Genomic DNA, 22,976 nt, shown 5'->3' on the forward strand with positions numbered 1-22,976 from the left:
TGATCGTCCGAGAGCCTGTCGTGGTTGGTGCTGACCTCGAGCGGCTGGCGACCGAAAGCGGTGTCGTCGTGCTCGGATTGGTTCGTGGAGCGTCCTGGATGCAAGTTGCCAGGATGCTCGAAGATCGAGGCAGCGAGGGTGAGCGACTTGCGGCGGTGTCCGCTGCCGACGCACTTGACCTGTTCGAAGTGGCAAACTCACTGTCAGCCCTGCTGACCACACCCGTGACCATCGAGGACGTCAGCTCGCGCATTGTCGCGTTCTCCGCAGACCAGGCGGACGCCGACGACGCACGCAAGGCCAGCGTGCTGGGTCGCCAGGTCCCTTCGAAATACAACGATCCGATGGTCGAGGCAGGTGTGTTTCGGCAATTGTATGCCGCGACGGCACCGATCTTCGTGCCGTCCTTCGTCGATGGCGTACGCCCACGAGCAGCAATGCCGATTCGGGCCGGCACAGAGGTGATGGGGTCCCTCTGGGCGATCGTTGACCAGCCGCTCGGCAGATTGCGAGCGTCGGCGATGATCGAAGCAGCAAGCACTGCGGCGATCGCGATGTTGCGTCGCCGCGTGGCGGCGGACTCGTCCCGCCACATGAGGACCGTTGTCGTGACGAGCCTGATCGACGGTGGCCCCACTGCAGTCAGCATGGCGGGCAAGATGAACCGCAACATCTCCGGCGGCTGCATCCTCGCAGTCGGCGTGCGGAATGATCCTGCCGCGGACGGTGCAACCGCTTCTGCCAAGCTGGACCGGCTGGCAAATTCACTCTGGATGTGGCTGAACCCGGAGATTCCCGATGCAGTGACCGCCGTCGTCGACAATACGGCCTATGCGGTGATCCCCGCCCACGGTGACAGGCCGCCGGAGATGAAGCAGTTGCGCCGGCTTTCCGAAGAGTTCGCTCGGCGGGCTGGCAAGTGCGACGAAGTGGTCGTCGCGATCGGAAAGCACGTCGCGGGAGTGGCGGAGATGAGGGAGTCTCGCAAGGAAGCAGATCTTGCGCTTCGAGTGCTGTGCACGACGCCCGATCTGTCCCAGCGCGTCGCGATAGCAGCCGATCTGCAGGCGCATGTGCTGGTGATGCAGCTCTCCGACCTGATGGCGTGCGAGAACATGGCCTTGGCGGGTCCGATTGCGGTCTTGCGGGCGTATGACGAGCAGCATCAAGCCGCTTTGGAAATGACACTGCGCGCCTGGCTCGACCATTTCGGCGACGTCGCGACGGCGGCAGCGGCGCTGCACGTCCACAAGAACACCTTCCGATATCGACTCGGACGGGTGGTCGGCATCACCGGCATCGATCTGGGCGACGCCGAAACGAGGTTTCATCTCATGTTGCAGTTCCGGCTGGGCAGGACCTGAGACCACTTCTTCGAGACCGGCGCATGAGCATCGCTCCTTCGTGCGGTTGGACAACCTGGCGCGGGAAGTTCGTCTGAATGCATGAGGTCCCGAACGATTCGATGACGGATGCTGGCAGACGTGACTGCAAGACACGCGGTGCCGGCCGCGACACTGGAGGAGATGCTGGATGACATCCGGCGGCTCGTGGAATGCGAGTCGCCATCGGCTGACCAGGGTGCCGTGACCCGGAGCGCCGATGTCGTCTCTAGCGTCGGGCGGGGACGCCTCGGCACCGACCCGGACCGGGTCGTCGTCAATGGCTGCACACATCTGCGCTGGCGATTCGGAGACAAGCCGGCTCGGGTCCTCGTGCTGGGACACCACGACACGGTCTGGCCGCTCGGGACCCTGGACCGGATCCCGTACGGCGTGCGTGACGGCGTCTTGCGTGGACCGGGCTGTTTCGATATGAAGACCGGTTTGGTGCAGGCCTTTCACGCCATCGCCGCATTAGGCCCGCTGGAGGGGTCAGCGGATGGCGTGACGTTGCTGATCACCGGCGACGAGGAGGTCGGGTCTCCCACCTCGCGTGCCCTGATCGAGCGAGAGGCGACCGGCTGCGTCGCGAGTCTCGTACTGGAGGCGTCGGGGCCGGGCGGGGCTCTCAAGATCGGTCGCAAAGGGGTGTCCACCTACCAGATCAAGATCGTCGGCCGCGCTGCACACGCCGGGCTGGAACCGGCCTCTGGGATCAATGCCGCAGTCGCGCTTGCCCAACTGATCCAGGATGTGCTCGCGCTGGCGAGTCCCGAGCACGGAACTACCGTGACACCGACGCTCGCGCGCGCCGGGACTACGACCAACACAATCCCGGCCGAGGGATCGCTGGCTGTGGATGCGCGGATGTGGGATGCCGGCGAGCAGCAACGAGTCGACCACGCCATACGGGCCCTGACGCCATCGCTGCTGGGCGCGACGTTGACCGTGGAAGGCGGCCCGAATCGTCCGCCCCTGCAAGCGGGCTCGTCCGGTGACCTCACGTCGCTGGCGCTGCAAGTCGCCGCAGAAACCGGGATAACTCAGCTGTCGACGATGTCCGTCGGCGGAGCATCTGACGGCAACTTCACGGCCGGTGTCGGCGTGCCGACCCTGGACGGCCTCGGTGCGGTCGGGGACGGCGCACACGCGGCGCATGAGCACGTGCTGGTGAACCACATCGTGCCGCGGACCACCTTGCTCGCGGCATTGCTGCGCCGGCTACTGCAAGGGGCTGGGTGAGCGCGATGGCGATCGATAGTGTGCTGGTCAACCGTGCGCAGCAGGTCGCATCGGCACGCGCCCGCGCCAGTGGAGTGCAGGTGCGGGAGCTGCGCACCGAAGAAGCCCCGGAAGCCTGCGAGCTGCTCGCGCAGATCTGGGCCCCAGGGGCGGGGCGGGTACCCCTTGAAGCGAGCCTGCTGATCGCGTTGGTGCACTCGGAGAACTATGTCGCGGGAGCATTCCAGGACGGCACCCTGGTCGGTGTCTGCGTCGGATTCTTCGCGGCGCCAACGGAGTCCGGGCTCCACTCGCACATCGCGGGAGTGCGCGGTGCTCGTACCGGCCGTGGCATCGGTGCGGCACTGAAACTGCACCAGCGGGCCTGGGCACTGCGCAGGTCGGTTGCCACGATCTCCTGGACGTACGATCCGCTGGTCGCCCGCAATGCGTACTTCAACCTGGAACGACTGGGCGCGCATGCCGTCGACTACATACCGGATTTTTACGGCGAGATGAGCGACGGCCTCAACGACGGTCAGGGTAGTGACCGTGTGGTGGCTCGGTGGGACTTGGCCGTCTGGCCACCACGTCGCACGAAACATCCACCCGGTTTGCCGGCTCTCGAGCTCGGTGAGGCGCGGGAACCGGTCCGCATCGCGTTGCCGCCGTCGGCAACGACGTGCCGCGTCGCGGTACCCGACGACATCGTCACGCTCCGCGTCCACGATCCCGAGCTCGCCGCAGCCTGGCGAGCCATGACGCGAGCCGTGTTCACCGAATTGACCCACGATGGCTGGAGCATCACTGGATTTGACCGCTCCGGTTTTTACCGCTTGGAAAGGAGCCGCGCATGCGGCTGACTCGACTGACTCTGCACACGGTGCGGCTGCCGCTGGTGGCGCCGTTCACGACGTCGTTCTCGACCCAGACGGAGCGGACCGCGATAATTTTCGAACTCACCGCAGCAGTCGAGGGCAGGGAGGTCACCGGCTGGGGGGAGTGCGTCGCCCTGAACGAACCGCTCTACTCCAGTGAATACGTCTCGGGAGCAATCGACGTCATCCGCCGATTCCTGATGCCGCGACTCGATGGTGAGCTGACGGCGGAGACGGTCGGCCAGCGCTTGGCTCCCATTGTGGGCCACCGGATGGCCAAGGCGGCGTTGGAGATGGCAGTGCTCGACGCGCAGCTGCGTGCAGCGGGCACGAGCTTCGCGGCATACCTCGGGGTGACCAGGCAGCGGATCCCATGTGGGGTGTCGGTGGGGATCCAGGACTCCGTCGCCGCGTTGCTCTCCGCCGTCGGCGGTTACCTGGACGCCGGCTACCTGCGGGTCAAACTGAAGATCCGGCCGGGCTGGGACATTGAGCCCGTCCGAGCGGTGCGCAAGGAGTTCGGGCCGATCCCGCTCCAGGTGGATGCGAACGCGGCATACACGCTGGCCGACGCGGCGCACCTGCGCCTGCTCGACGAGTTCGGGCTGCTGCTCATCGAGCAGCCTCTCGCCGAGGACGATCTGCGGCAGCACGCCGCGCTGAGCCAACTGCTGACAACGCCGATGTGTCTCGATGAATCGATCGTTTCTGCGGCCGTCGCGGCGAGCGCCATCAGCATGGGCGCTGCAGCGGTGATCAACGTCAAGCCTGGCCGGGTCGGTGGCTACCTGGAGGCCCGGCGCATTCATGACCTCGCGCGGGCTCACGGAGTCGCGGTGTGGTGCGGCGGCATGCTCGAGAGCGGCATCGGCAGGGCGGCGAACGCGACTCTCGCCGCCCTGCCCGGCTTCACCCTGGTGGGGGATGTCTCTGCCTCGGACCGGTTCTACCGGCAGGACATCACACCGCCGATCGAAATGCGGGGCGGGCACATCGATGTCCCGCGGGAGCCGGGCCTTTGCACTCCTCCGGAACGGCGCCTGCTCGAGAAGTTCACCGTCGAGACGATCGAACTCTGAAGCGCCTCAGGGCAGTTCGACGCGGACGTTCCGTGCGGCCGAGACGACCGGATCTCCGGGATTGCCGCGCCGCGGGGATAGGTCGACCGGTGCCGCGTATCGCGGTCGGCCGGCCGGAACCGCTTGTATGACGATCTCCTGCACCTGGGCCGGCTCCACCGGCGTCAGGTGGATCAAGCACAACAACTCACCGTGCGCCCCGGGAATCGACCAGGTCACATCGGCAGCTGTGGCTGCGGAGACGATGTCGTCAGATGGTCGCGGGTCGCCGAGCGGTCCGATCCGCTCGATCAGTTCGTCGATCTCCGCACGGCGCTCGCGCAGCGAGCGGTCGAAGTCGACGTTCGGTGCGAAGACCTGCCCAGCGAGGTCGTCATCCCACTGCCGGATCAGCCGGTCGACGGACTCGCGCAGTTGCACCGTCTCGGGCCAGAGAACAATCGTTTCCGACGGGGTTGCGTCATACGCGAGCAGTTGCCGCAACGCCGCCAGGCAGATGATTCCGGCGCTGCTGCGGTGGCTGTTGGTGAGAGTCACGACGCCGTGCCCGGAGTCCGGGTGCCAGCACATGAACAGGCTGAATCCCGGCAGGCCGCCGCCGTGGCCGACGATCGTGCCACGTTGCAGATCCAGGTCGATCCGGACGCCGAGTCCGTAGCCGGTGACCGCCGGGTGCAGCGCGCCGTCCGTGCCGACCGTCACCGACGGGCAGTCGAGGATGCGCAGTCGTTGCAGCTCGCGCCTGGAGGCGCGGCTGAGGATCTGCGGCTCCTGGCACTGCGGGGCACGGAAGGCCGCGCCGAGCCAGCTGATCCAGGTCGTGAGATCCCGAACGGTGCTCATGATCCCTCCCGCGGCGGCGAACGCTGCGGACGCCACGTGCGGGTATCCGACCCAATTTCCTTCTGTATCAAGGTGATATCCGGTCGCGCGGCTGACCCCAGCGGGTGCGGCATTGTCGAAGCACGTGGCGGTGAGGCCGAGCGGCAGGAAGATCTCGTCGTGCACGAACCGCTCGATCGGCGAGCCGGCCGCCCGTCCGACGGCAAGGCCGGCGAGTGCGTAGCCGAGGTTGGAGTATTCGTATACGAGGCCGGGCACGTGACTGTAGCGCAAACCCTTGCCGACCTGTTCAAGCACCTCGTCCTCGCTGGCGTCGATGAACGGGTCCACCCAGGAGTTGTCCTCGGTCAGACCGCCCGACATGGACAGCAGCATTCCCAGGGTCGGCGGATCGCACGGGTCGTCCGCCGTTCCGCTGGCCGAGAATTGCGGAAAGTAGGTCGTGATCGGGTCGTCCAGCGACAGCAGTCCACGATCGCGAGCGATGAGCGCGGCACATGCGATGAAGCTCTTGGACATCGAGGCGATCGGAAAGATGGTGTCGGCGTCCGGCACCAGGCCGTCGTCGGACACGACCCCGAACCCGGTCGAGTGCCGTAGCCCGTCGGGTCCGCTCAGTCCGTACACCAGTCCCCGTGCCGTGTCTGCCGCCACGTACTGCGCGAAGAACGCGTCGAGTTGCGACTCGATGGGGATCCGGATCGTCTCGTTCGACATCTGTGTCAGCACGCTCCTACGACGGTGGACTGGACGGTCTTCCGCGGGCCGCTTCTCTAAGCGTCCCGGCCACGCACAACGTAACGAGCGCGCTACGTCAGAGAACCGTTCGGCCGCACGAATTCAATGCTGAACTTTCGTGCCCGCGACCAGTTCGAAGGCACCAGCCGTCGACTTACTGTGGCTCGTGCCCATCAGGGTGACAAACAGTGCGTGAGCCCCATCGCTCGACAGGTGTGGCGCGCGCTCGTGCGACAGGAGCTGACGATCAAATGATCCGCAGAAGGACTCTGACCAGTGCGTTCGTGATCGCAGCCGCGGCGTCCCTGGCTGCGTGCTCGTCCGGTTCCGGCGGCTCCGGCGCTTCCGATGCCAAGCTGCAGTCGGGTGGCAACCTAGTGATGGCACGAGCTGACGAGCCCACGTCCTTGCTGCCGTCGGTTCCCACCGACAACGCAGCGATCTGGATCATCGAGGAGATCTACTCCACGCTCACGGTGCCGGCGCAGAACGGCAGTGGCGTGCGGCCGTCACTGGCGACATCCTGGAAGCAGTCGGCCGACAAACTCAGCTGGACGTTCGATCTGCGCAAAGACGCGAAGTTCGCCGACGGCCGGCCGGTCACCTCGGCGGACGTGAAGTTCTCGATCGAGCAGGTGCAGAAGAAGTCCTCGCCGTTCGCGTTCATCGACTCGATCATCACCGCGATGGACACGCCGGACGCGCACACCATTGTCTTCCACACCGCGAAGCCGTGGGCTCCGTTTCCGGCCGACATGGCGCTGTTCGCCAACTCCATCGTGCCGGACAATTACGGTGGCAAGTCCGCTCAGGCATTCGCGCAGCACCCGGTCGGATCGGGTCCCTTCAAGTTCGACAGCTGGACCAAGGGCAGCAGCCTGAAGATCGTCAAGAATCCGGACTATTGGGCGAAAGGCACCCCGAAACTCGACTCGGTCACTTTTACCGTCGTACCCGACAGCAACACCCGCGCCACCCAGTTGTCGAGCGGTCAAATCCAGATCAACGAATACCCCTCCAACTCCAGCATCCAAGCGGTCTCGAAGACTCCAGGGCTGAAGTTCACCAGCTTCCCGTCCAGCGAGGTCGACTATCTTGGCATGAACACCAGCCGGAAGCCGCTGAACGATGTCAACGTCCGCAAGGCGATCCGGCTGGCGATCGACAAGGAAGCCATCCTGAAGTCGGTCTACTACAACCGGGCAACCCTCGCCGGAGGTTACTTGTCGCCGACGACGTGGGCGCACGACGCGTCGATCAAGCCGACGGCTTTCGATCTGGCAGCGGCCAAGGCAGCACTGGCCAAGTCGAGTGTGCCGAACGGTTTCACGACCACCATCACGATCTCCTCCGGCGATCAGGACGCTTCGGCCGAGGCGCAGCTCATCCAGGCCGATCTGGCCAAGATCGGGATCACGCTGAAGATCAAGTCGCTCGACCCTGCCTCGCAGTACTCGACGAAGGGTGCGGGCAACTATGACATGGCATTCGGGCTCTACACCACGGACATCGTCGACCCTGACGAAATCGCACGGTTCGCAGGCACTTTCAGCGGCGGAGTACACACGGTCTACACCTGGTTCAACAATGCGCAGATGAACCGGCTCGCTGACAGCGCCAGCAGTGCATCCGATCAGGCTGCCCGCAAGAAGGACTACGACCAGATGCAGCAGATCATTAACGACAACGTGCCCTACATTCCGCTCTTCTATGTGCCGGGCAACTACTCCTACTCGAGCAAAGTCCACGGCTTCGCTCCAGGGGCGACGGGCAACTACTTCCTGGAAGATGTCTGGTTGTCCAAGTGACCCCGGCAGTAGGTCGCTGATAGGAGGATCCGTGCTGCGCTGGCTGGTTCGGCGGCTCCTGCTCGCCATCCCCGTCGTGTGGGGAGTTGTCACGATCTCGTTCTTCCTGATGCACCTTGCGCCGGGAGACCCCGCCCGAACCGCTTTGGGCGACAAGGCCGATGCTGCTTCAGTTGCTGCCCTGCGGCATCAATGGGGACTGGACCGGAGCCTGCCGATGCAGTATCTGTCGTATCTGGGACAGCTGCTACACGGCAATCTCGGCCAGTCGCTGTATTACCACACGTCGATCACGTCGCTGATGGCGCAGCGGCTGCCGGTCACGCTGATCCTGATCGTACTGAGCGCCGTCTTCGCGGTCCTGATATCGATCCCGCTGGCGTCGCGGACCGTGACGAAGCCGAACGGTCTGGCTGCGCAGGTCGTGCGACTGTTCAACGCGGTCATCCAGGGCTCGCCGACGTTCTTCATCGGCAGCATGCTGATCCTGTTCCTCGGTGTGCGTATCGCGATCTTCCCGGCCGGTGGCTATCCCGACGGATTCGGGCATCGTCTCTGGGCACTGATGCTGCCGGCGCTGACGATCGCCCTGAGCATCGTGCCGCTCCTGGTGCGTGGGCTTCGGGCAGCGATGATCGAGTCCTATAGCAGTGAGTACGTCAGCTTCGCGCGATCAAAAGGGCTGGGGGAGGGGAAGATCCGGCGACGGTACGTGCTGCGCAATGCGAGCATCTCCGGCGTGAGCATCCTCGGCATCCAGGTCGGCGCGCTCGCCAGCGGTGCGCTGGTCGTCGAGCAGGTCTTCGCCATACCAGGGATGGGCTCGATGCTGATGACGGGAATACTCAATCGTGATTACGCACTCGTGCAGGCCTGCACTCTCGTCTTCGGGCTCATCGTGGTCGTCGTCTACCTGCTCACCGACCTGGTGTATGCCCGGCTCGACCCGAGAGCGAGGCTGTCATGACCACGAGTGAGACAGCGATCCCCCTCGTGCCACCAGAGCTCGGCCCCGGGCCCAGGCGGGCCGGGTGGGCTCCCGGCTGGTTGCGGCGCCACAATCTGCAACTATGGATCGGTGCCGTGATGATCGGCCTGATGGTGCTGGCCGGTGCCTTCGCACCGCTTGTCGCGCAGCACAGCCCCACGACCCCGGACGCCATGCATACCTTGCTCGGACCGTCCGGAAGTCATCCGTTCGGCACGGACAACCTGGGCCGCGACATCTTCGCGAGAGTTGTGTACGGCGCGCGCAGCGATTTGACCATCGCCGTGGTCGCGGTCATCGCGCCGTTCCTCATCGGTCTCGTATTCGGAATAGTCTCAGGGTATTTCGGCGGCTGGATCGACACGATCATGATGCGTCTGGCGGACATCGTGACCGCCTTTCCGTTCTTTATCCTGGTCATCGCGCTCGTCTTCGTTCTCGGCAACGGCGCCTGGAGCATCTTCGTGGCGATCACGTGCGTCTCGTGGGTGGCATATGCCCGGCTGGTTCGCGGCGAAGCGATGGTGCTGCGCAACAAGGAGTTCGTCGCGGCATGTCAGGCCGGCGGCATCTCCACGTGGCGGATCTTGTTGCGGCACTTCGCACCCAACGTCGCCACTCAGGCGATCGTGTACGCGATGAGCGATATCGTCATGAATGTCGGCGTCATCGTGACCCTCAGCTACTTCGGCCTCGGCATCGTGCCGCCGACTCCGGACTGGGGGTCGATGATGGCCGACGGCCAGCAGTTTCTCGCCGGCGGCTACTACGGTATGACGTTGTTCCCGGCGGGCGCGGTGATCTGGACCAGTCTGGCGCTCTCGTTCGTCGGTGACGGGCTGGCGCACGCCTTGCGGATCGAGCGATGAGGAGTGAGATGACCAGCGCGGGGCCACTGCTCGAGATCGATGACCTGACACTGAAGCTGCAGGTCGGTGGTGCTGAACTCACCGCGCTGGAGCACGTTTCGTTCTCGCTGGGGTATGGCGAGGCGCGCGGCTTGGTCGGCGAATCCGGCTCCGGCAAGAGCCTGACGCTGCGGGCCATCCTCGGGCTGCTGCCGCCAAACGCGGTCGTGACTTCGGGCCGGATGGTCTTCGACGGCGCGGAATTCGACCTGGCGCACGGATCTAAGGCGGACGCGAGGCGCCTGGAGCGTCTGCGGGGAACCGGGATCTCGATGATCTTCCAGGAGCCGTCGGTCGCGCTGAACCCGGTGATCCCGGTCGGTGAGCAGATCGTCGACGCGGTGATGCGCCGCGATCACCTGCGCCGCTCGCAGGCGAGGGACTACGCCATACACCTGATGAAGCTGGTGGGCATCCACGATGCCGAACACAAGGTCGACGCCTACGAATTCGAGCTGTCCGGTGGTCTCAAACAGCGGGTGATGATCGCGGCCGCCGTGGCGGGCAAGCCCAAGCTGATCCTCTGCGACGAGCCGACCACCGCTCTCGACGTGACGGTTCAGCGACAGATCCTGAGCCTGTTCACGCACCTGCGCGACGAGCTGGACGCCGGGTTGCTCTACGTAACACACGATCTTGCGGTCGTGGCGCAGCTGTGCGACTCGATCACCGTCCTCTACTCGGGCAACGTCATGGAGAGTTCCGCCGAGTTGGGTTCGGTCTTCGACGATCCCGGCCATCCCTATACAGAGGCGCTGCTGCGATCGACACCCGATGTCGACCGGATCGGTCGGCGGCTCTATTCCATCCCGGGCAGCGCGCCCTCGCTGAGCGACCGGCCGCTCGGCTGCCCGTTCGCACCGCGCTGCGAGTACCGGCAGGACGATTGCGAGCAGGCGCGGGTGCCGGATACCTCGACTGTCGAGGGACGTGAGGTGCACTGTCGCCATCCGGTCGGACACGAGTCCGGGCGAGTGCAGCTTGCGAAGGAGGCACGATGAGTGACGATCCGTTGCTGCGCTGTTCCGACGTCGTGGTGACCTTCCGGCAGAAGCAGGCTCGGACGGTCCTGCAAGCTGTCACGTCCGCGTCGCTCGATGTCGGTCGCGGCCAGATCGTTGGCCTGGTCGGTGAGTCCGGGTCGGGGAAGTCCACGCTCGCCCGGGCCGTCGTCGGACTGCAGCCGATCGACTCCGGGTCGATCACGTTCGAGGGCAGGACGTTCGGGGCGCGGCGCAATCGGGCCGACCGGCGCGGCATCCAGATGGTGTTCCAGGATCCCTACGGTTCGCTCGACCCGCGGATGACGATCCGCGGCACGCTTGAGGAGATGCTCCGGCGCCATACCGAGCTGCGGGGCAAGGCACTCGACGCGAGGTGTTGCGAGCTGATGGAGATGGTCCGGCTGCCGGCATCGCTGCTGACGTCCCGGCCGGCAGGCATGTCGGGAGGTCAGCGGCAACGGGTCGCGATCGCCCGGGCGCTGTCGATCAAGCCTCGGCTGCTCGTTGCCGACGAACCTGTCGCTGCTCTCGATGTCTCCGTGCAGGCGGGCATCGTCAACCTGCTGTCTGACCTGCGCGACGAGGTCGGCTTGTCCATTCTCTTCATCTCGCACGACCTGTCGATCGTGCGGACATTGTGCGATCGGGTGAGCGTGATCTATCGTGGCAAGATTGTCGAAGAGCGTTCGTGCGCCGAGCTTTTCGAGGATCCACACGACGATTACACCAAGGAGCTGCTGGCCGCCATCCCACGGCTGCGGGGACCGCGCACCGAGGGTTTGCGCGACGGCAGTTCCCTGGCATTCTGATTGCGGACGGATCTTCAGTCGTCCAGCGGCGGCAGGTCGGCGCCGGGGACCCAGCGGTCGAAGATCTCCCGGGCCGGCACGTTGCCGCCGATCTGGCAGAGCACGGCGATTCCGCCTAGCCAGGCGCGGTGAATCATCAGGTACTGCGGCGGCAGGTTGAGTCGGAGCCCGACTGTGAAGGTCTTGTTGCGGGGGTCGTTGAGGAAGTTGAAGATGCCGCGCAGCCAGTCGCGGTCGAAGCGGAATTCGTTGCTGCGCAACGGTTTCAGGAAGATTCCGAGGTAGTCGAGCACGTCCTGCGCGTCGACGTCGATCGACCGCTTGACGAAGCCCTCCTCTCGGAGCCCGTCGAGCAACGTCTGTTCGTCGCCGGCGAGCGCCGCCGTGATCAGCTCGCCCATTGCGGGCGGCAGGCCATCGGGCAACCGGTTGACCGCTCCGAAGTCGAGCACCCCGAAGCGCCCGTCGGGCAGCAGCCGGAAGTTGCCCGGGTGCGGGTCGGCATGCAGCAGCCCCGACCGCTCCGGTCCGCTGACGAGGAACTCGAAGTAGCGAGCAGCGGCCAGATCCCGCTCTTCCTGGGTGCCGGATTCGATGACCCGGGACAGTGGCACCCCTTCGAGCCAATCGCTGACGATGACTCGCGGCGTCGCGAGCACTACTTCGGGGAGCAGGTAGTCGGGGTCGTCGGCGAACGCGTCGGCGAACTGCTCCTGCATCGCCGCCTCGAGGCTGTAGTCGGTCTCCTCGGCCATCCGGCCCTTCAGCTCGGCCAGAATCGGTGCCACGTCCAGTCCCGGCATCCAGCCGGTGCTGACCCTGGCGACCCGGGAGAGCTGGTTGAGGTCGGACATCAGCGCTTCGGCAGCGCCCGGATACTGCACCTTCACGGCGACTTCGCGCCCGTCGTGCCAGCGCGCGCGATGCACCTGGCCGATCGAGGCAGCCGCGCGTGGTTCGTCCTCGAACTCGAGGAAGTCGGAGCGCCAGTCGTCCCCGAGCTCCTCCCGCAGCACGGTGTGCATCGACTCCGTCGGCATCGCCGGGGCGGTGTCCTGCAGTTTGGTCAGCATCGACCGGTATGGCGCGGCCAGCTCCTCGGGCAGTGCCGCCTCGAACATCGACAGCGACTGGCCGAACTTCATGGCCCCGCCCTTGAGCCCGCCCAGCACCTTGAACAGCTGCTCAGCGGTCTGCGCCTGCAACTCGGCGGTGACGATCTCGGCCGGCCGTCCACCGACGCGCTTGCCCAGACCGACGGCAGCCCGCGCCCCGAAGCCGATGGGCAGCGTCGCGAGCCGCGCGGCACGCACGACGGTCTTGCGGGGCAGGTCGCTCACGAATCCATTGTCACCCTTGCGGTTCGGAGCCCATCGACGCCCTACGCCGGATGCACGTCCGACGCGCCGCAGCAGCCCGGGTGCTGGGTCCACAGGTGATGACGGATGCGCGGATGCGGCAGGTCCATGCTGAGACTGACTCCCGGCGGCAGAGGGCGGCCACGCTGCTGCCCGGACACGATGAACGCCGTCAGCGCCGCGGCCGCGGCCAGCAGCTCCGGCGCGGCGTCGAGTGTGGTGACGCCGTCCGGCATACCGGCGCGGAACGCTTGCCACGAGGCCCAGTTCGGGTCGCGGGCGCTGCGGTGCAGGTCGAGGCAGTTCAGGCACGGTCCCGTGCCCGGCCGCACCAGCGGACCGACGGTGAGCCGGTCACCGGAGACGACGACCGGCAACTGCCGGATGCCTTTCGCATGCCACGGCCGGCCGGTGAGCGCGGGGACGGCGTCGAGCGCGGGTATGACGGCCAGGTCCGGCGGATGCAGCACCGCGTCCGCATGCAGCGCGGCGAGCGCCTCCGCCTCGGGTGCTACGCGCTGCACGATCGGGGTCAGCGCCCGGCGGATCTCCTCCGGTAGTGGCCCATCGCCGAGCACGACCGGGCGGCTGCGGGCCGACGGCTCCGGCATGAGGCGCTCCGCGGCCTGGTGCACCAGCATCAGCACGCCGCTCCACCGATCGGACGGTGCCGGGTAGACGTATGCCGGTCGCGGGTTCCGGGCGGCCGTGCCGAGGCGCAGGACTGCGGTTGCCTCGGACTCGGCGAGTCCGGAAAGCACCAGCCCGCCCGGGCGGGGGCCGGTGACCAGCACTGCGCCCGGTCCGTGGCGGCGCACGGCGACACGGTCGGGCAGCTGCGGTGGCTGGCCGGTGGTTGGCTGTGTGGTCATCGGTGGCTCCTTCGGCCGGCTGGCTGAGTCGCCACCGTGCCATTGATCGCCCGACCCGCGCAGAAGTTTTCCACAGCGAGGAGGGCACCGCAGGTCACTTCCGGACCGTGACCGTGAGTGTGCCGTGTGCTCCGATCTCTGCGTCGCTCATGATGTGGCTGATGAACGAATAGTGTCCCGTGGCGGTCGGCGTGAACTCCACGAAGCCACATTGCGCCGGTTCCAGCGCGAGGGCTTGCGAGCCGCCACCGGTGTCTCCGAAGGCGTCTCGGCCCCGCTTGAGCAGATAGCCGCCCTCCGCGTAGACCGTGTCGAACTGCGTGCCGACGACATGGAAGCTGGATGCTTCGTTCGGCCCGGCGTCGATCACCCAGATGCGCACTCGCTGGCCGGCTGTCGCGGTCAGCGGACGGTAGTCGTACTGATTCGCCATACCGTTGAAGGTGACGAAGGTGGGCTTGCGGGCGGCGACAGCGGTCTCGTCGACCGAGTTGACTGGGGATCTGCCGTTTCCGGCGACGTAGACCTCGGACTGGATCAGCACGTAGCTATGGGCGACCGGGGGGAGATGCGGCGGGTCGATCACCACTGCGCCCTCCATGCCGGCGGCGATGTGTGCGCTCATGGGTGCCGTCGCGCAGTGATAGAGCCAGATCCCGGCCCGGTGCGCGGTGAAGGTGTACGTGAGGGACTGGCCGGGTGCGATCGTCCGCATCGGTTCGTCGGGCGACACATCACCGGCGTGGAAGTCCAGCGAATGCCCCATTGACCCGTCGTTGACCAGCGTGACCACGAAGGTGTCGCCGACCCGGCCGTGCAGGACGGGTCCGGGCACTTGTCCGTTGTAGGTCCAGCGCATCTGATAGATGCCGGGAGCGACCTGCATCTTCCTGTCGCGGACCGTAAGGGTGACGTGGTGGACCCTGGAGCTGGTGAGGGGCGGCAGCGTGGCGTCGGCCGCTGTGAAGGAGGACGGCACGCTGTCGTTCGGCCGCACAGATGACGAGCCGCCCCCGGACGCCATCGTTATCCCCGGACTGCCGGAACTGGCGGCCGAGGCTCCCGCGACCTTGACGTCGAAGACCATTCCCAACGCCTTGTGCCCGATCACCGTGCACCAGCCTTCCAGGCTCTTGCCGATGACGCCGACGTGGACGGTGGCCGTCTGTCCGTCGGCCAGCAGCGGTGTCTTCGCGCGACCCGGGAAGTAGATGTCATGGGAGGTCGTGCTGTCGGTGTTGGTCAGCACCACCACGAGCTTGTTGCCTCTGGGCACCGTGACCGAGGACGGGTGGAAGCGCATGCCGTACGCCGTGACGTGCACCGTCGTCGTGTGGCCGGTTGCCTGCACCGCACCGCGTGAGCCAGCCGCCTGGGTTACGCCGGTCAGCCCGCCGGGGTTCCAGGCCACGGCCACGCTCACCGCCAGCGCGAGCACCGCGATGCCGGCCACCACCTGGCCTGGCGACCAGATGCCGGGATCGACCCCGAGCTGACGACCGCGCAGACCGTGGTCGCCGGCGAGTTCACGGCGCATCCGCACGGCCGCGGTGATTGCCATGATCATCAAGGGGATCAGGCTGAGCAGGGTGATCAGCACCAGCGCCTGCGCGGTGTCCTGCATGGCAGCGGGGGTGGGCGTGATCCACAGCAGCAGGCCGAGGTTGACAATCGTGAGCCGGGTGATCGCGAATCGGTCGAAATGCCGCTGCGCCGCGCGGATCACCTGGGCGCCGCCGCCGATCACAACAGGCAGGAGGTGTGACATCGCACCGGTCAGCAGCTGGAACGCAAAGCCGACCGCGGCGATGGTCGCGATCGTGTCGTAGCCGTCGGTGATCCGCGACCACGAACCTGCGCTCGCCACGCGGACGGGGACCAGCACCAGGAGGGCGGCCGCCCAGACGAGGGCGGCGCCGACGAAGTACGCCGAAGCATGTCGAGGCGGCTGGGTGCGCACCGGTCGGATCAGCGCCCGGCCCCACCAACACACACCGGTCAGATAGATGACGAACCCGGCGACGGCTGGCCAGCGCAGCCTCATCAGGGCTGCGGAGTCGATCCCGATGAGCCCGACGAGGACGATCGGGAGCGCCTGACGGGCCAAGGTCTCCGCGCGCTCGTCCATCCGGGTGCGCAACATCGTCGGCCACAGCGTGAGCAGGGTGCCCAGCACGGTGAGCCCCAGCCAGCCCAGCAGCATGGTCATCGAGTGGGCGAGCAGGAGTCGCCCGTGCCAGTCTGCGGCAGGGCCTTTGGCGAGGGCGACCCCGAAACCAGCGCCGACCGGCATGCAGATGGCAGCCGCGAGGTAGTAGAGGACGGTCGTGCGGAATCGCTGGGCCACGCTGGTGCGCAAGCGGATCGCCAAGGCGATCGCGTGCCAGAGGATGGCGCAGGAGACGAGTGAGGCGCCGACGATCGCGAGCGCCCAGTGCGCGGTCGGCACGCCGACGAGCACGCAGACGACGCCGAGGATGACGGTCACGATGCGCGCCGACTGCCGACCGCGCGGATCGAGGTCGTCCGAGGTCTTCAGCAGCGCCTGGGTGAAGTACGTGCTCCAGACGATCGCGGCATGAGTCATCGCACCTAGCAGAATCATGTGCACCATCAGCCAGTGCGAGTCGTCGAGCACCGGATGCAGGAAGGCCACGACCACTGCTGCCACGATCCAGCCGACCGCCGGCTGGTCTCGCAGGGCCCACCGTCCGCGACCGGGCTTGGGGGGCGTGGTGCCGGAGCCGGGTGGAGCAGCCGATGTCCCGATCATGCGGTGCGCCTTCCGCTCACCATGCTCACCACGACCGTCAGCGGCAACAGCAGCAGTGCCGTGACCCCCAGCACGGCTCCCCAGGTCCACAGACGATTGCTTCCCCACGCATTTCCGCCGACGATCCGCAGCACGAGGCTCAGCTGCAGCACGACGAGAGGCGCCCACTGGATTCGCCGGTAGGGCATCGGCGTGCGCGCTACCGCGGGCAGGATCACCGGGGCGTGTGCGATCACCATCGACATACCGAAACCGAGGAAGACGCCGTGGACCGCTGTGTCGTACTGCGCCTGACTGATCGGCGTGCCGACGCACAGCCAGACGGCAGCGGCGACGGCGAGCCAGGCGTATCCGCACAACAGCGCGACGGCCGACAGCCGAGGCAGTCCGGGCAGCCTGATCGTATGGCGAGCGACGTCGTAGACGGTGAGGGCACCGGTGAGGACCAGCAGCACCGCACCCGCGACGTGATCACCAATGTCCGGCCAGGCCAGCGAGGCGACGGCCGCGGCCATCACCAGGAAGGCGCCGACGAGGAGGAGACCGGCAGCGCGGGCCGGCAGGTGCAATCGGGCGAGCTCGACACGTTCGGCGCAGATCGTCAGCACCACGAATGCGACCAGCCACAGCAGCAGGTGCGATACCGGCAGGCGTAGCCACAGCACGGCAGCGCCCGTAGCCGCGACGGCGGCGAGCGATTCCACCGCGGTGGCTGCGTCGTGCTGGCGGCGGTAGAGCATCGCGTAGACCGCGAGCAGCGCCACACTTCCGTCGGCGAGTAGGACGGCACCGACGCGGGCGGGCAGCCCGAGGGTGAGCGCGACGCCGCCCGCACCGAGGAGCGCCGGCGCGGCATACCCCCAGGGGGCGCGCAGCGCGACCGCTCGCTCCAGGGAGATCAGCGTGCCGAGGAAGCCGAGCGTCATCAGCACGCCATGCCGGGCGGGGAGTGCCGCCGCGTGCAGCGGCACGGTGACCCCTGCCAGGAGGAGGCCGGCGTCCAGGCCGGCAAGCAGGCTGAGCGCTGCGGGGATCATCAGCCAGGCGCGCGACGGAACGCGGGCGCTCCGTCGCCCGGATGATGCGAGGCTCAGCGCCGGGTCATGCGCAGGTGCCACGCCTGGGGGCCTTCGACAAGATATTCGATCTCGATGCTGTCGCCTTCGCGCTGCGCGAGTTGCGCGAGCAGCGGCTTCGGGTCGTGCGAAGCGATCAGGATCAGGCCGGTTCCCGGCTGGCGGGTGGCGAGCGCGCCGAACACCGCACCGTGGCGCAGCTCGTGCGGGATGACCCGGGTATCGAGTTCGGGCAACGGGCTTGCGTGGGTCTCACCGCAGCCGCACGCGTGGCTGGTCTCGGTGAGTGGCAGTTCGGTCGACATGGCAGTCCTCGATCCGGCGTAGGTAGTTATTACAATACCAATTGTGAAAAATAAACCCTGTGGCATTGCTTCGCCACTCCGGGGTGGTCGCGGATGTCAGCGGCATCGCTTAGGTTCGGGGTATGACGGCGCCCACACCCGAAGTGGAAGTGCGACGATCCGCGCGCCGCCGCACCACGGTGACGGCATACCGCGAGGGCGATCGCATCGTGGTCCTGGTGCCTGCCCGCCTGTCCAAGCGCGAGGAGCAACGGCTGGTCGCGGACGTGGTCCGCAAGGTCCAGGCAGCAGCGCATCGTGGCCGCTCGACCGACGCCGAGCTGACCACCCGCGCAGCACAGTTGTCCGCTCGCTATCTCGGTGGCCTCGCCCACCCGAGCTCGGTGCGCTGGGTGGGCAATCAGCATTCGCGATGGGGCTCGTGCACCCCGCTCAACGGCACGATCCGGCTGTCCGACCGGTTGCAGGGCATGCCCGAATACGTCAGCGACTACGTGCTGCTGCACGAACTCGCGCACCTGCTGCAGCCGCACCACGGCAAGAGCTTCTGGGCGCTGCTGGAGGCCTACCCCCAGTTGGAGCGGGCCCGCGGCTACCTCGACGGGGTCACCTTCGGGGCGGGGATGCCGGCAGACGACACCGACGACGTGTCCGACGCGGGCGGCGTCCCCGGCGGGACGTCAGGCTGACAGCACCCGCGGGCGCAGCCGGTCGATGCAGTCGGCCAGGTCGGGGTCGGTGGGTTCGGGCAGCCGGTCGACCGGCCACCAGCGCACGTCGTCGGACTCGTCCGAGACTGTGATCGTCGCATCGGGCGGCGCCACAGCGGCGATCCGCAGATCAAAGTGAGCGCTGCAGCGCCCGAAGGCGGCGGCCAGGTCGTGCCGGTGCACGTAGATCGCGCCCGGCACCGCTGTCAGGCCCTCGATGCCAGACTCCTCGGCGGCCTCCCGGAGCGCTGCGCCGGTCACCGTCCGATCGCCCGGTTCGAAGTGGCCGCCCGGCTGCAGCCACAGGCCGGCCTTCTTGTGCAGCACCAGCAGCACCTGCGTCAGGTCGGCGGAGAAGACGACGGCGCTCGCGGTGAAGTGCTCAGGTGGCCCGTCGCGCCATAGCGCGTCGTCGTATGCCGCGAGCTGCGCCTCGAACGCGTCCTTCGCCGGCCCCGGAGCCAGCTGCGACAACGTCCGGAAAGCGTCGTCGCGCAATGCATTTCGGGCAGTGTCGGACGCGGTCACGCGTCGCCTTTCGCGGAACCGTCCTGCTCGTCGTCGCCCGGCTCGTCGTCGCCCGACGTGCTGCGCTCGGCATCCAGCTCGGCAGCGCCCTGCGCGAGCAGCGCCTCCAGTGCGGCGTCGACCTCGTCCGGTGCGGCGGCCTGCTCGTCCGGGGACTGCCGGCGCCGCACATAGGCCTGCGGGTCGTCCAGATCGTCGGCGGTCGGCGCGAAGTCGGGGTGCTTCCAGGCGCCGTCGCGCGCCTGCTGGCCCATCGCGTCGGACAGCGCGGTGAACACCTGGGCGGCGTCGCGCAGCCGGCGGGGTCGCAGCTCCAGGCCGACCAGGGAGGCGAAGACTCGTTCGGCCGGGCCGCCGCTGGCGCGACGACGGCGGACCGCTTCGGACAATTGCGCGGTGTGCGGCAGGTGCTGACCGGTCGCCTCGTTGGTCACCACGTCGACCCAGCCTTCGACCAGGGCGAGCAACGTCTCCATATGCGCGAGCGCGCGCTGCTGTGCCTCGGAGGGTTCGGCGCTGAAGAGCGAGCCCTGCAACGCCTCTTGCATCGCGGCGGGATCGCTGGGGTCGGCGTCGGAGATCGCGCGCTCGATGCCCTCGGTGTCGATCGAGATGTCTCCGGCATACGACTGGACGGCGGCGATCAGCGCCGCACCCAGCCACGGCACCCCCGCGAAGAGGCGGGCCCGCGCCGCCTCGCGCACCGCCAGATAAAGGTTGACCTCCCCGCCGTCGATCTCGAGGCCCTCGGCGAAGTCGCTGACGTTGGCCGGCAGCATCGCGACACCGTCGGTCAGCGGCAGCCCGATCTCGCTGCCGCTGACCAGGTCACCCGCGAGTGCACCGACCGCCTGGCCGATCTGGGCGCCGAACATGCCGGCGCTCATCCGCGCCATCATCGGCTGCATCTGGCCCATCAGGGCGGCCGGATCGACACCGGCCGGCAGCCCGAGCTGCGCAGCGTCGCCGGGGTCGAGACGCCGCAACTGTTCGCCCATGGCGCGCTCGATCGCCGCGTTGACGCCGGACGCGACCGGCTCGACCAGCTGGCGCCACATCGGCATCGTCTGCTCGACCCACTCGGCGCGGCTGAGCGCCTTGGCCGGCCCGACGGCAGCGAAATCGGTGACTTCGTCAAGCCACAGGTTGGCGACCTGCACGACCTGCTCGACGTTGCGCGCAGCGGTCGCGCTGACGCTCGCGTCGCCGGCCGCGGACACCGTCTTGCGGGCGACATCGGTTGCCAGCTCCAGATTGACCGCGCCTTCGACGGGCGTGGACATCATCGCCTGCAGCTGACTTTGCAGCTGCTGCATCATCTGCGGGTCGATGTCCTGCATGCCCATCTGCTCCAGCGCGCTGGCCAGCTGGTCGTTGGCGGAGTCGCCGCCGAGCACCGAGCGCAACAGCTCGGACAGGTCCGGCTGCTGCGGCTCGTCGTCGTCGGGTAGCTCTGGCGGGTTGTTCGACATGTCTTCTCCTGGCCCGGATGGGGCACGCGGTGGGTGCGTGCCGACCGTGAATAGGCTCTCCACTAGACAACCACGAACGCCGTGCCCGGGTTCCACCGCGGCGCCGGTGTTCGCCCGTAGCGCAATCAGGAGAACGTATGACGCAGCCGGACCCACGCGTGCGCTTCGTGGATGTGCGTGACACACCGCTTTCGGTCGACGAGGCGCTGGCTGCCGTGAGCGACCCGGCGGCGGGCGGCCTGGCTGTCTTCATTGGGACGGTCCGTCAGCAGGATCACGCGAAAGCAGTTGAACTGCTTGACTATTCAGCTCACCCGTCGGCCGTCGAGGTGATGCGGGAGGTCGCCGAGTCGGTGCTGACCGACGAGATCACCGCACTCGCCGCCGTGCACCGGGTCGGCCGGCTGCGGGTGGGGGACCGCGCTGTCGTCGTCGCAGTGAGTTCACCGCATCGTGCTGCCGCGCTCACAGTATGCAAGGACATGATCGACACCCTGAAAGAGCGGGTGCCGATCTGGAAGCATCAGGCATTCCGCGACGGAAGCGACGAATGGGTCGGGTTGTAGAAGATGACGACGAACACCGATCTGCCTGATGGCGGCATCGAGCGCACCTCCGCGCGCAGACTGAGCGGCAAGAACATCGCCCTGCTCGTGATCGCGATCGTGGTGATCGTCGCGATCGCGGCGCTGAACCTGATCCACGTGCCGAAGGTGATCCTGCGGCCGGGGCCGGTGACCAACACGCTGGGCACAGCGGGCGGCAAACCGGTCATCGAGATCTCGGGCGCGCGCACCTACCCGGCTACGGGCAGCCTCGATTTCACCACGGTGTCGATGGCGGGCGGGCCGCAATACCCGGTGAGCATCATGGAGTGGCTGAAGGCCAAATACTTCGACGACGATGCCGAGATCGACCCCGAAAGCATGTGGTTCCAGAAGGGCGTCACTTCCCAGCAGGTGCAGCAGCAGAGCACCTCGGAGATGACCAACTCGCAGCAGACCGCCGAAGTCGTCGCCATGCGCGCTGCCGGGGTCACCGTCCCCGAGACGATCACCGTCGTGGAGTTGCAGCAAGGCGCGCCGGCCACGGGCAAGCTGCTGCCCAAGGACCAGCTGGTGACCGTCAATGGCGCCAAGGTCACCGACTTGACGTCGATCTCGACCGCGATGTCGAAGGTGCATGCCGGTGCGGTCGTGCCGGTTACGGTCATGCGCGGCGGCAAGCGGGTCGACCTGCGCGTGCCGACCGGAAAGGGTCAGGACGGCGGGGCGGTGTTCGGCATCGCGATCGCACCGTCATACAAGTTCCCCTACCAGGTAAAGGTCAACGCAGGGAACGTCGGCGGACCGTCGGCGGGCACGATGTTCACGCTGGCGATCTATGACCTGCTCACCTCCGGTTCGCTGACCGGTGGCAAGAAGATCGCCGGCACCGGCACGATGTCCGAGGACGGCTCGGTCGGCCCGATCGGCGGCATCCGGCAGAAGATGCTCGGTGCCAAGCGAGCAGGCGCGCAGTTCTTCCTCGCGCCGGTGAGCGACTGCCAGGAGGCCGTCGGCCACATTCCGGCGGGTCTGACAGTGATCAAGATCAACGATTTCAGCGATGCGCTGGCCATGCTGAAGGAGATCCGCACCGGGCAGACCAGTGGCTTCCCCAGTTGCGGCTGAGCTACTCCTCCAGCGTCACCCGCAGCGCGTGCACCAGGCCGGGCGCGATGTCCTGGCCTACGGCGACCTTGTCATCGGTGTCGTGCGCGCGCTGCCGCAGCAGGCAGATCGACTCGCCGTCGCGCAGCACCGCGGCGAAGAGGCGCACGTCGGCCCGGTCGGGGTGCGCGGCGAGGGCGTCCGTGGCGGCAACCGGATTCTCCGGCAGGCCCTGCTCGGCCTCCGGCGGCACGACGATGCGCTCGACGGCGAGCGCGACTCCGTCGACCTCGGGCGGCCAGGCCAGCTGACGCAACAGGCTCTCGATGCTGGACGTCTGCGGCAGGCCCTCCTGCTCGATCGTGCTGTATGCCGCGGGGTCGGCACCGCGCAGCTGCCCCGCGAGGCCGGGCTCCCGCTTGAGCAGGTCGCGGTTGCGGGCGATCGCGAAAAGGCGTGGTGCCTGGTCCCATCCGGCAGCTGCGACGTGTCGCTCGGTCTCGACCGCACACTCGGCGAGCGGGCTGAGCACGGGTTTGGCGACGGGCGCGGACTCTTCGGGCGGCATACCC

21 protein-coding genes are annotated in these 22,976 nt (G+C 67.3%); 12 read left to right on the forward strand and 9 right to left on the reverse strand.

Going from position 1 to position 22,976, the window contains the following annotated elements:
• Positions 1 to 521 precede the first annotated feature (521 nt).
• The 4 genes from EFY87_RS20325 (at position 522) to menC (ending at position 4,560) form a co-directional block, all read left to right on the forward strand.
• A complete protein-coding gene (locus EFY87_RS20325) occupies positions 522 to 1,364 on the forward strand; it encodes a PucR family transcriptional regulator (protein WP_158607617.1) in 843 nt (280 codons plus the stop codon).
• 120 nt (positions 1,365 to 1,484) lie between these two features.
• Positions 1,485 to 2,624 carry a M20 family metallopeptidase gene (locus EFY87_RS12320; protein ID WP_245988617.1) on the forward strand — a complete coding sequence of 380 codons (1,140 nt, stop codon included), beginning with the start codon at positions 1,485 to 1,487 and terminating at the stop codon, positions 2,622 to 2,624.
• 5 nt (positions 2,625 to 2,629) lie between these two features.
• Entirely contained in the window at positions 2,630 to 3,466 is an 837-nt protein-coding gene (locus tag EFY87_RS12325) for a hypothetical protein (protein WP_123271786.1), read from the forward strand.
• Entirely contained in the window at positions 3,457 to 4,560 is a 1,104-nt protein-coding gene (gene menC, locus EFY87_RS12330) for an o-succinylbenzoate synthase (RefSeq protein ID WP_123271787.1), read from the forward strand. Before EFY87_RS12325 ends, menC begins: the two co-directional genes overlap by 10 nt.
• Positions 4,561 to 4,566: 6 nt before the next feature.
• Here the strand turns inward: menC and EFY87_RS12335 are convergent, their stop codons facing one another.
• Positions 4,567 to 6,120: a serine hydrolase domain-containing protein gene (locus EFY87_RS12335; protein WP_123271788.1), complete on the reverse strand. Its 1,554-nt coding sequence runs from the start codon at positions 6,118 to 6,120 to the stop codon at positions 4,567 to 4,569.
• 272 nt (positions 6,121 to 6,392) lie between these two features.
• Between EFY87_RS12335 and EFY87_RS12340 the strand changes: the two genes are divergently transcribed.
• The 5 genes from EFY87_RS12340 to EFY87_RS12360 are packed head-to-tail and all read left to right on the forward strand — an operon-like array spanning position 6,393 to position 11,658.
• Complete coding sequence (locus tag EFY87_RS12340) at positions 6,393 to 7,949, forward strand: ABC transporter substrate-binding protein (protein WP_123271789.1); 1,557 nt, start codon at positions 6,393 to 6,395, stop codon at positions 7,947 to 7,949.
• Positions 7,950 to 7,980: 31 nt separating this feature from the next.
• A complete protein-coding gene (locus EFY87_RS12345; protein ID WP_158607618.1) occupies positions 7,981 to 8,916 on the forward strand; it encodes an ABC transporter permease in 936 nt (311 codons plus the stop codon).
• A complete protein-coding gene (locus tag EFY87_RS12350) occupies positions 8,913 to 9,806 on the forward strand; it encodes an ABC transporter permease (protein WP_123271791.1) in 894 nt (297 codons plus the stop codon). Before EFY87_RS12345 ends, EFY87_RS12350 begins: the two co-directional genes overlap by 4 nt.
• Before the next feature lie 8 nt (positions 9,807 to 9,814).
• Positions 9,815 to 10,846 (forward strand): ABC transporter ATP-binding protein, encoded by a 1,032-nt coding sequence (locus tag EFY87_RS12355; protein ID WP_158607619.1) that lies wholly within the window; start codon positions 9,815 to 9,817, stop codon positions 10,844 to 10,846.
• Complete coding sequence (locus EFY87_RS12360) at positions 10,843 to 11,658, forward strand: ABC transporter ATP-binding protein (protein WP_123271793.1); 816 nt, start codon at positions 10,843 to 10,845, stop codon at positions 11,656 to 11,658. Before EFY87_RS12355 ends, EFY87_RS12360 begins: the two co-directional genes overlap by 4 nt.
• A 14-nt stretch (positions 11,659 to 11,672) precedes the next feature.
• Here EFY87_RS12360 and EFY87_RS12365 read toward each other — a convergent pair whose 3' ends face one another.
• The 5 genes from EFY87_RS12365 to EFY87_RS12385 all read right to left on the reverse strand — a co-directional run bounded on the left by EFY87_RS12365 (position 11,673) and on the right by EFY87_RS12385 (position 18,042).
• On the reverse strand, positions 11,673 to 12,998 hold the full coding sequence (locus tag EFY87_RS12365) for an ABC1 kinase family protein (RefSeq protein ID WP_123271794.1): 1,326 nt from the start codon (positions 12,996 to 12,998) through the stop codon (positions 11,673 to 11,675).
• Between the two features lie 41 nt (positions 12,999 to 13,039).
• The gene (locus tag EFY87_RS12370; RefSeq protein WP_123271795.1) at positions 13,040 to 13,888 is read right to left on the reverse strand and encodes a TOMM precursor leader peptide-binding protein; all 849 of its coding nucleotides are present in this window, start codon (positions 13,886 to 13,888) and stop codon (positions 13,040 to 13,042) included.
• 94 nt (positions 13,889 to 13,982) lie between these two features.
• Positions 13,983 to 16,661 carry a multicopper oxidase domain-containing protein gene (locus EFY87_RS12375; protein WP_123271796.1) on the reverse strand — a complete coding sequence of 893 codons (2,679 nt, stop codon included), beginning with the start codon at positions 16,659 to 16,661 and terminating at the stop codon, positions 13,983 to 13,985.
• Positions 16,658 to 17,779 (reverse strand): hypothetical protein, encoded by a 1,122-nt coding sequence (locus tag EFY87_RS12380; RefSeq protein WP_245988618.1) that lies wholly within the window; start codon positions 17,777 to 17,779, stop codon positions 16,658 to 16,660. Before EFY87_RS12380 ends, EFY87_RS12375 begins: the two co-directional genes overlap by 4 nt.
• Complete coding sequence (locus tag EFY87_RS12385) at positions 17,752 to 18,042, reverse strand: DUF2249 domain-containing protein (RefSeq protein WP_123271798.1); 291 nt, start codon at positions 18,040 to 18,042, stop codon at positions 17,752 to 17,754. Before EFY87_RS12385 ends, EFY87_RS12380 begins: the two co-directional genes overlap by 28 nt.
• A 122-nt stretch (positions 18,043 to 18,164) precedes the next feature.
• Between EFY87_RS12385 and EFY87_RS12390 the strand changes: the two genes are divergently transcribed.
• The gene (locus tag EFY87_RS12390) at positions 18,165 to 18,731 is read left to right on the forward strand and encodes a M48 metallopeptidase family protein (RefSeq protein WP_123271799.1); all 567 of its coding nucleotides are present in this window, start codon (positions 18,165 to 18,167) and stop codon (positions 18,729 to 18,731) included.
• Here the strand turns inward: EFY87_RS12390 and EFY87_RS12395 are convergent.
• On the reverse strand, positions 18,723 to 19,280 hold the full coding sequence (locus tag EFY87_RS12395) for an NUDIX hydrolase (protein WP_220093612.1): 558 nt from the start codon (positions 19,278 to 19,280) through the stop codon (positions 18,723 to 18,725). The two genes, EFY87_RS12390 and EFY87_RS12395, sit on opposite strands and share 9 nt — an antisense overlap.
• Entirely contained in the window at positions 19,277 to 20,752 is a 1,476-nt protein-coding gene (locus tag EFY87_RS12400) for a zinc-dependent metalloprotease (RefSeq protein WP_123271800.1), read from the reverse strand. The genes EFY87_RS12395 and EFY87_RS12400 overlap by 4 nt, the downstream gene beginning before the upstream one ends.
• 137 nt (positions 20,753 to 20,889) lie before the next feature.
• Between EFY87_RS12400 and EFY87_RS12405 the strand changes: the two genes are divergently transcribed.
• Both EFY87_RS12405 and EFY87_RS12410 read left to right on the forward strand, forming a co-directional pair.
• A complete protein-coding gene (locus tag EFY87_RS12405) occupies positions 20,890 to 21,318 on the forward strand; it encodes a molybdenum cofactor biosynthesis protein MoaE (RefSeq protein ID WP_123271801.1) in 429 nt (142 codons plus the stop codon).
• A gap of 3 nt (positions 21,319 to 21,321) precedes the next feature.
• Positions 21,322 to 22,425 (forward strand): YlbL family protein, encoded by a 1,104-nt coding sequence (locus EFY87_RS12410; RefSeq protein ID WP_123271802.1) that lies wholly within the window; start codon positions 21,322 to 21,324, stop codon positions 22,423 to 22,425.
• Position 22,426: 1 nt separating this feature from the next.
• Here the strand turns inward: EFY87_RS12410 and EFY87_RS12415 are convergent, their stop codons facing one another.
• Complete coding sequence (locus EFY87_RS12415; RefSeq protein WP_123271915.1) at positions 22,427 to 22,972, reverse strand: PPA1309 family protein; 546 nt, start codon at positions 22,970 to 22,972, stop codon at positions 22,427 to 22,429.
• Between the last annotated feature and the right edge of the window lie 4 nt (positions 22,973 to 22,976).

Origin of the sequence: Flexivirga caeni, assembly GCF_003724155.1 — a bacterium.
Taxonomy (GTDB): Bacteria; Actinomycetota; Actinomycetes; order Actinomycetales; family Dermatophilaceae; genus Flexivirga; species Flexivirga caeni.

Bases quoted from the DNA above. Each gene is read 5' to 3' on its own strand.
- EFY87_RS12405 (WP_123271801.1), top strand. From the start codon at position 20,890: ATGACGCAGCCGGACCCACGCGTGCGCTTCGTGGATGTGCGTGACACA.
- EFY87_RS12415 (WP_123271915.1), bottom strand. From the start codon at position 22,972: ATGCCGCCCGAAGAGTCCGCGCCCGTCGCCAAACCCGTGCTCAGCCCG.
- EFY87_RS12410 (WP_123271802.1), top strand. From the start codon at position 21,322: ATGACGACGAACACCGATCTGCCTGATGGCGGCATCGAGCGCACCTCC.
- EFY87_RS12325 (WP_123271786.1), top strand. From the start codon at position 2,630: ATGGCGATCGATAGTGTGCTGGTCAACCGTGCGCAGCAGGTCGCATCG.
- EFY87_RS12355 (WP_158607619.1), top strand. From the start codon at position 9,815: ATGACCAGCGCGGGGCCACTGCTCGAGATCGATGACCTGACACTGAAG.
- EFY87_RS12340 (WP_123271789.1), top strand. From the start codon at position 6,393: ATGATCCGCAGAAGGACTCTGACCAGTGCGTTCGTGATCGCAGCCGCG.
- EFY87_RS12360 (WP_123271793.1), top strand. From the start codon at position 10,843: ATGAGTGACGATCCGTTGCTGCGCTGTTCCGACGTCGTGGTGACCTTC.
- EFY87_RS12385 (WP_123271798.1), bottom strand. From the start codon at position 18,042: ATGTCGACCGAACTGCCACTCACCGAGACCAGCCACGCGTGCGGCTGC.
- EFY87_RS12370 (WP_123271795.1), bottom strand. From the start codon at position 13,888: ATGACCACACAGCCAACCACCGGCCAGCCACCGCAGCTGCCCGACCGT.
- EFY87_RS20325 (WP_158607617.1), top strand. From the start codon at position 522: ATGATCGAAGCAGCAAGCACTGCGGCGATCGCGATGTTGCGTCGCCGC.
- menC (WP_123271787.1), top strand. From the start codon at position 3,457: ATGCGGCTGACTCGACTGACTCTGCACACGGTGCGGCTGCCGCTGGTG.
- EFY87_RS12390 (WP_123271799.1), top strand. From the start codon at position 18,165: ATGACGGCGCCCACACCCGAAGTGGAAGTGCGACGATCCGCGCGCCGC.
- EFY87_RS12350 (WP_123271791.1), top strand. From the start codon at position 8,913: ATGACCACGAGTGAGACAGCGATCCCCCTCGTGCCACCAGAGCTCGGC.
- EFY87_RS12400 (WP_123271800.1), bottom strand. From the start codon at position 20,752: ATGTCGAACAACCCGCCAGAGCTACCCGACGACGACGAGCCGCAGCAG.
- EFY87_RS12335 (WP_123271788.1), bottom strand. From the start codon at position 6,120: ATGTCGAACGAGACGATCCGGATCCCCATCGAGTCGCAACTCGACGCG.
- EFY87_RS12375 (WP_123271796.1), bottom strand. From the start codon at position 16,661: ATGATCGGGACATCGGCTGCTCCACCCGGCTCCGGCACCACGCCCCCC.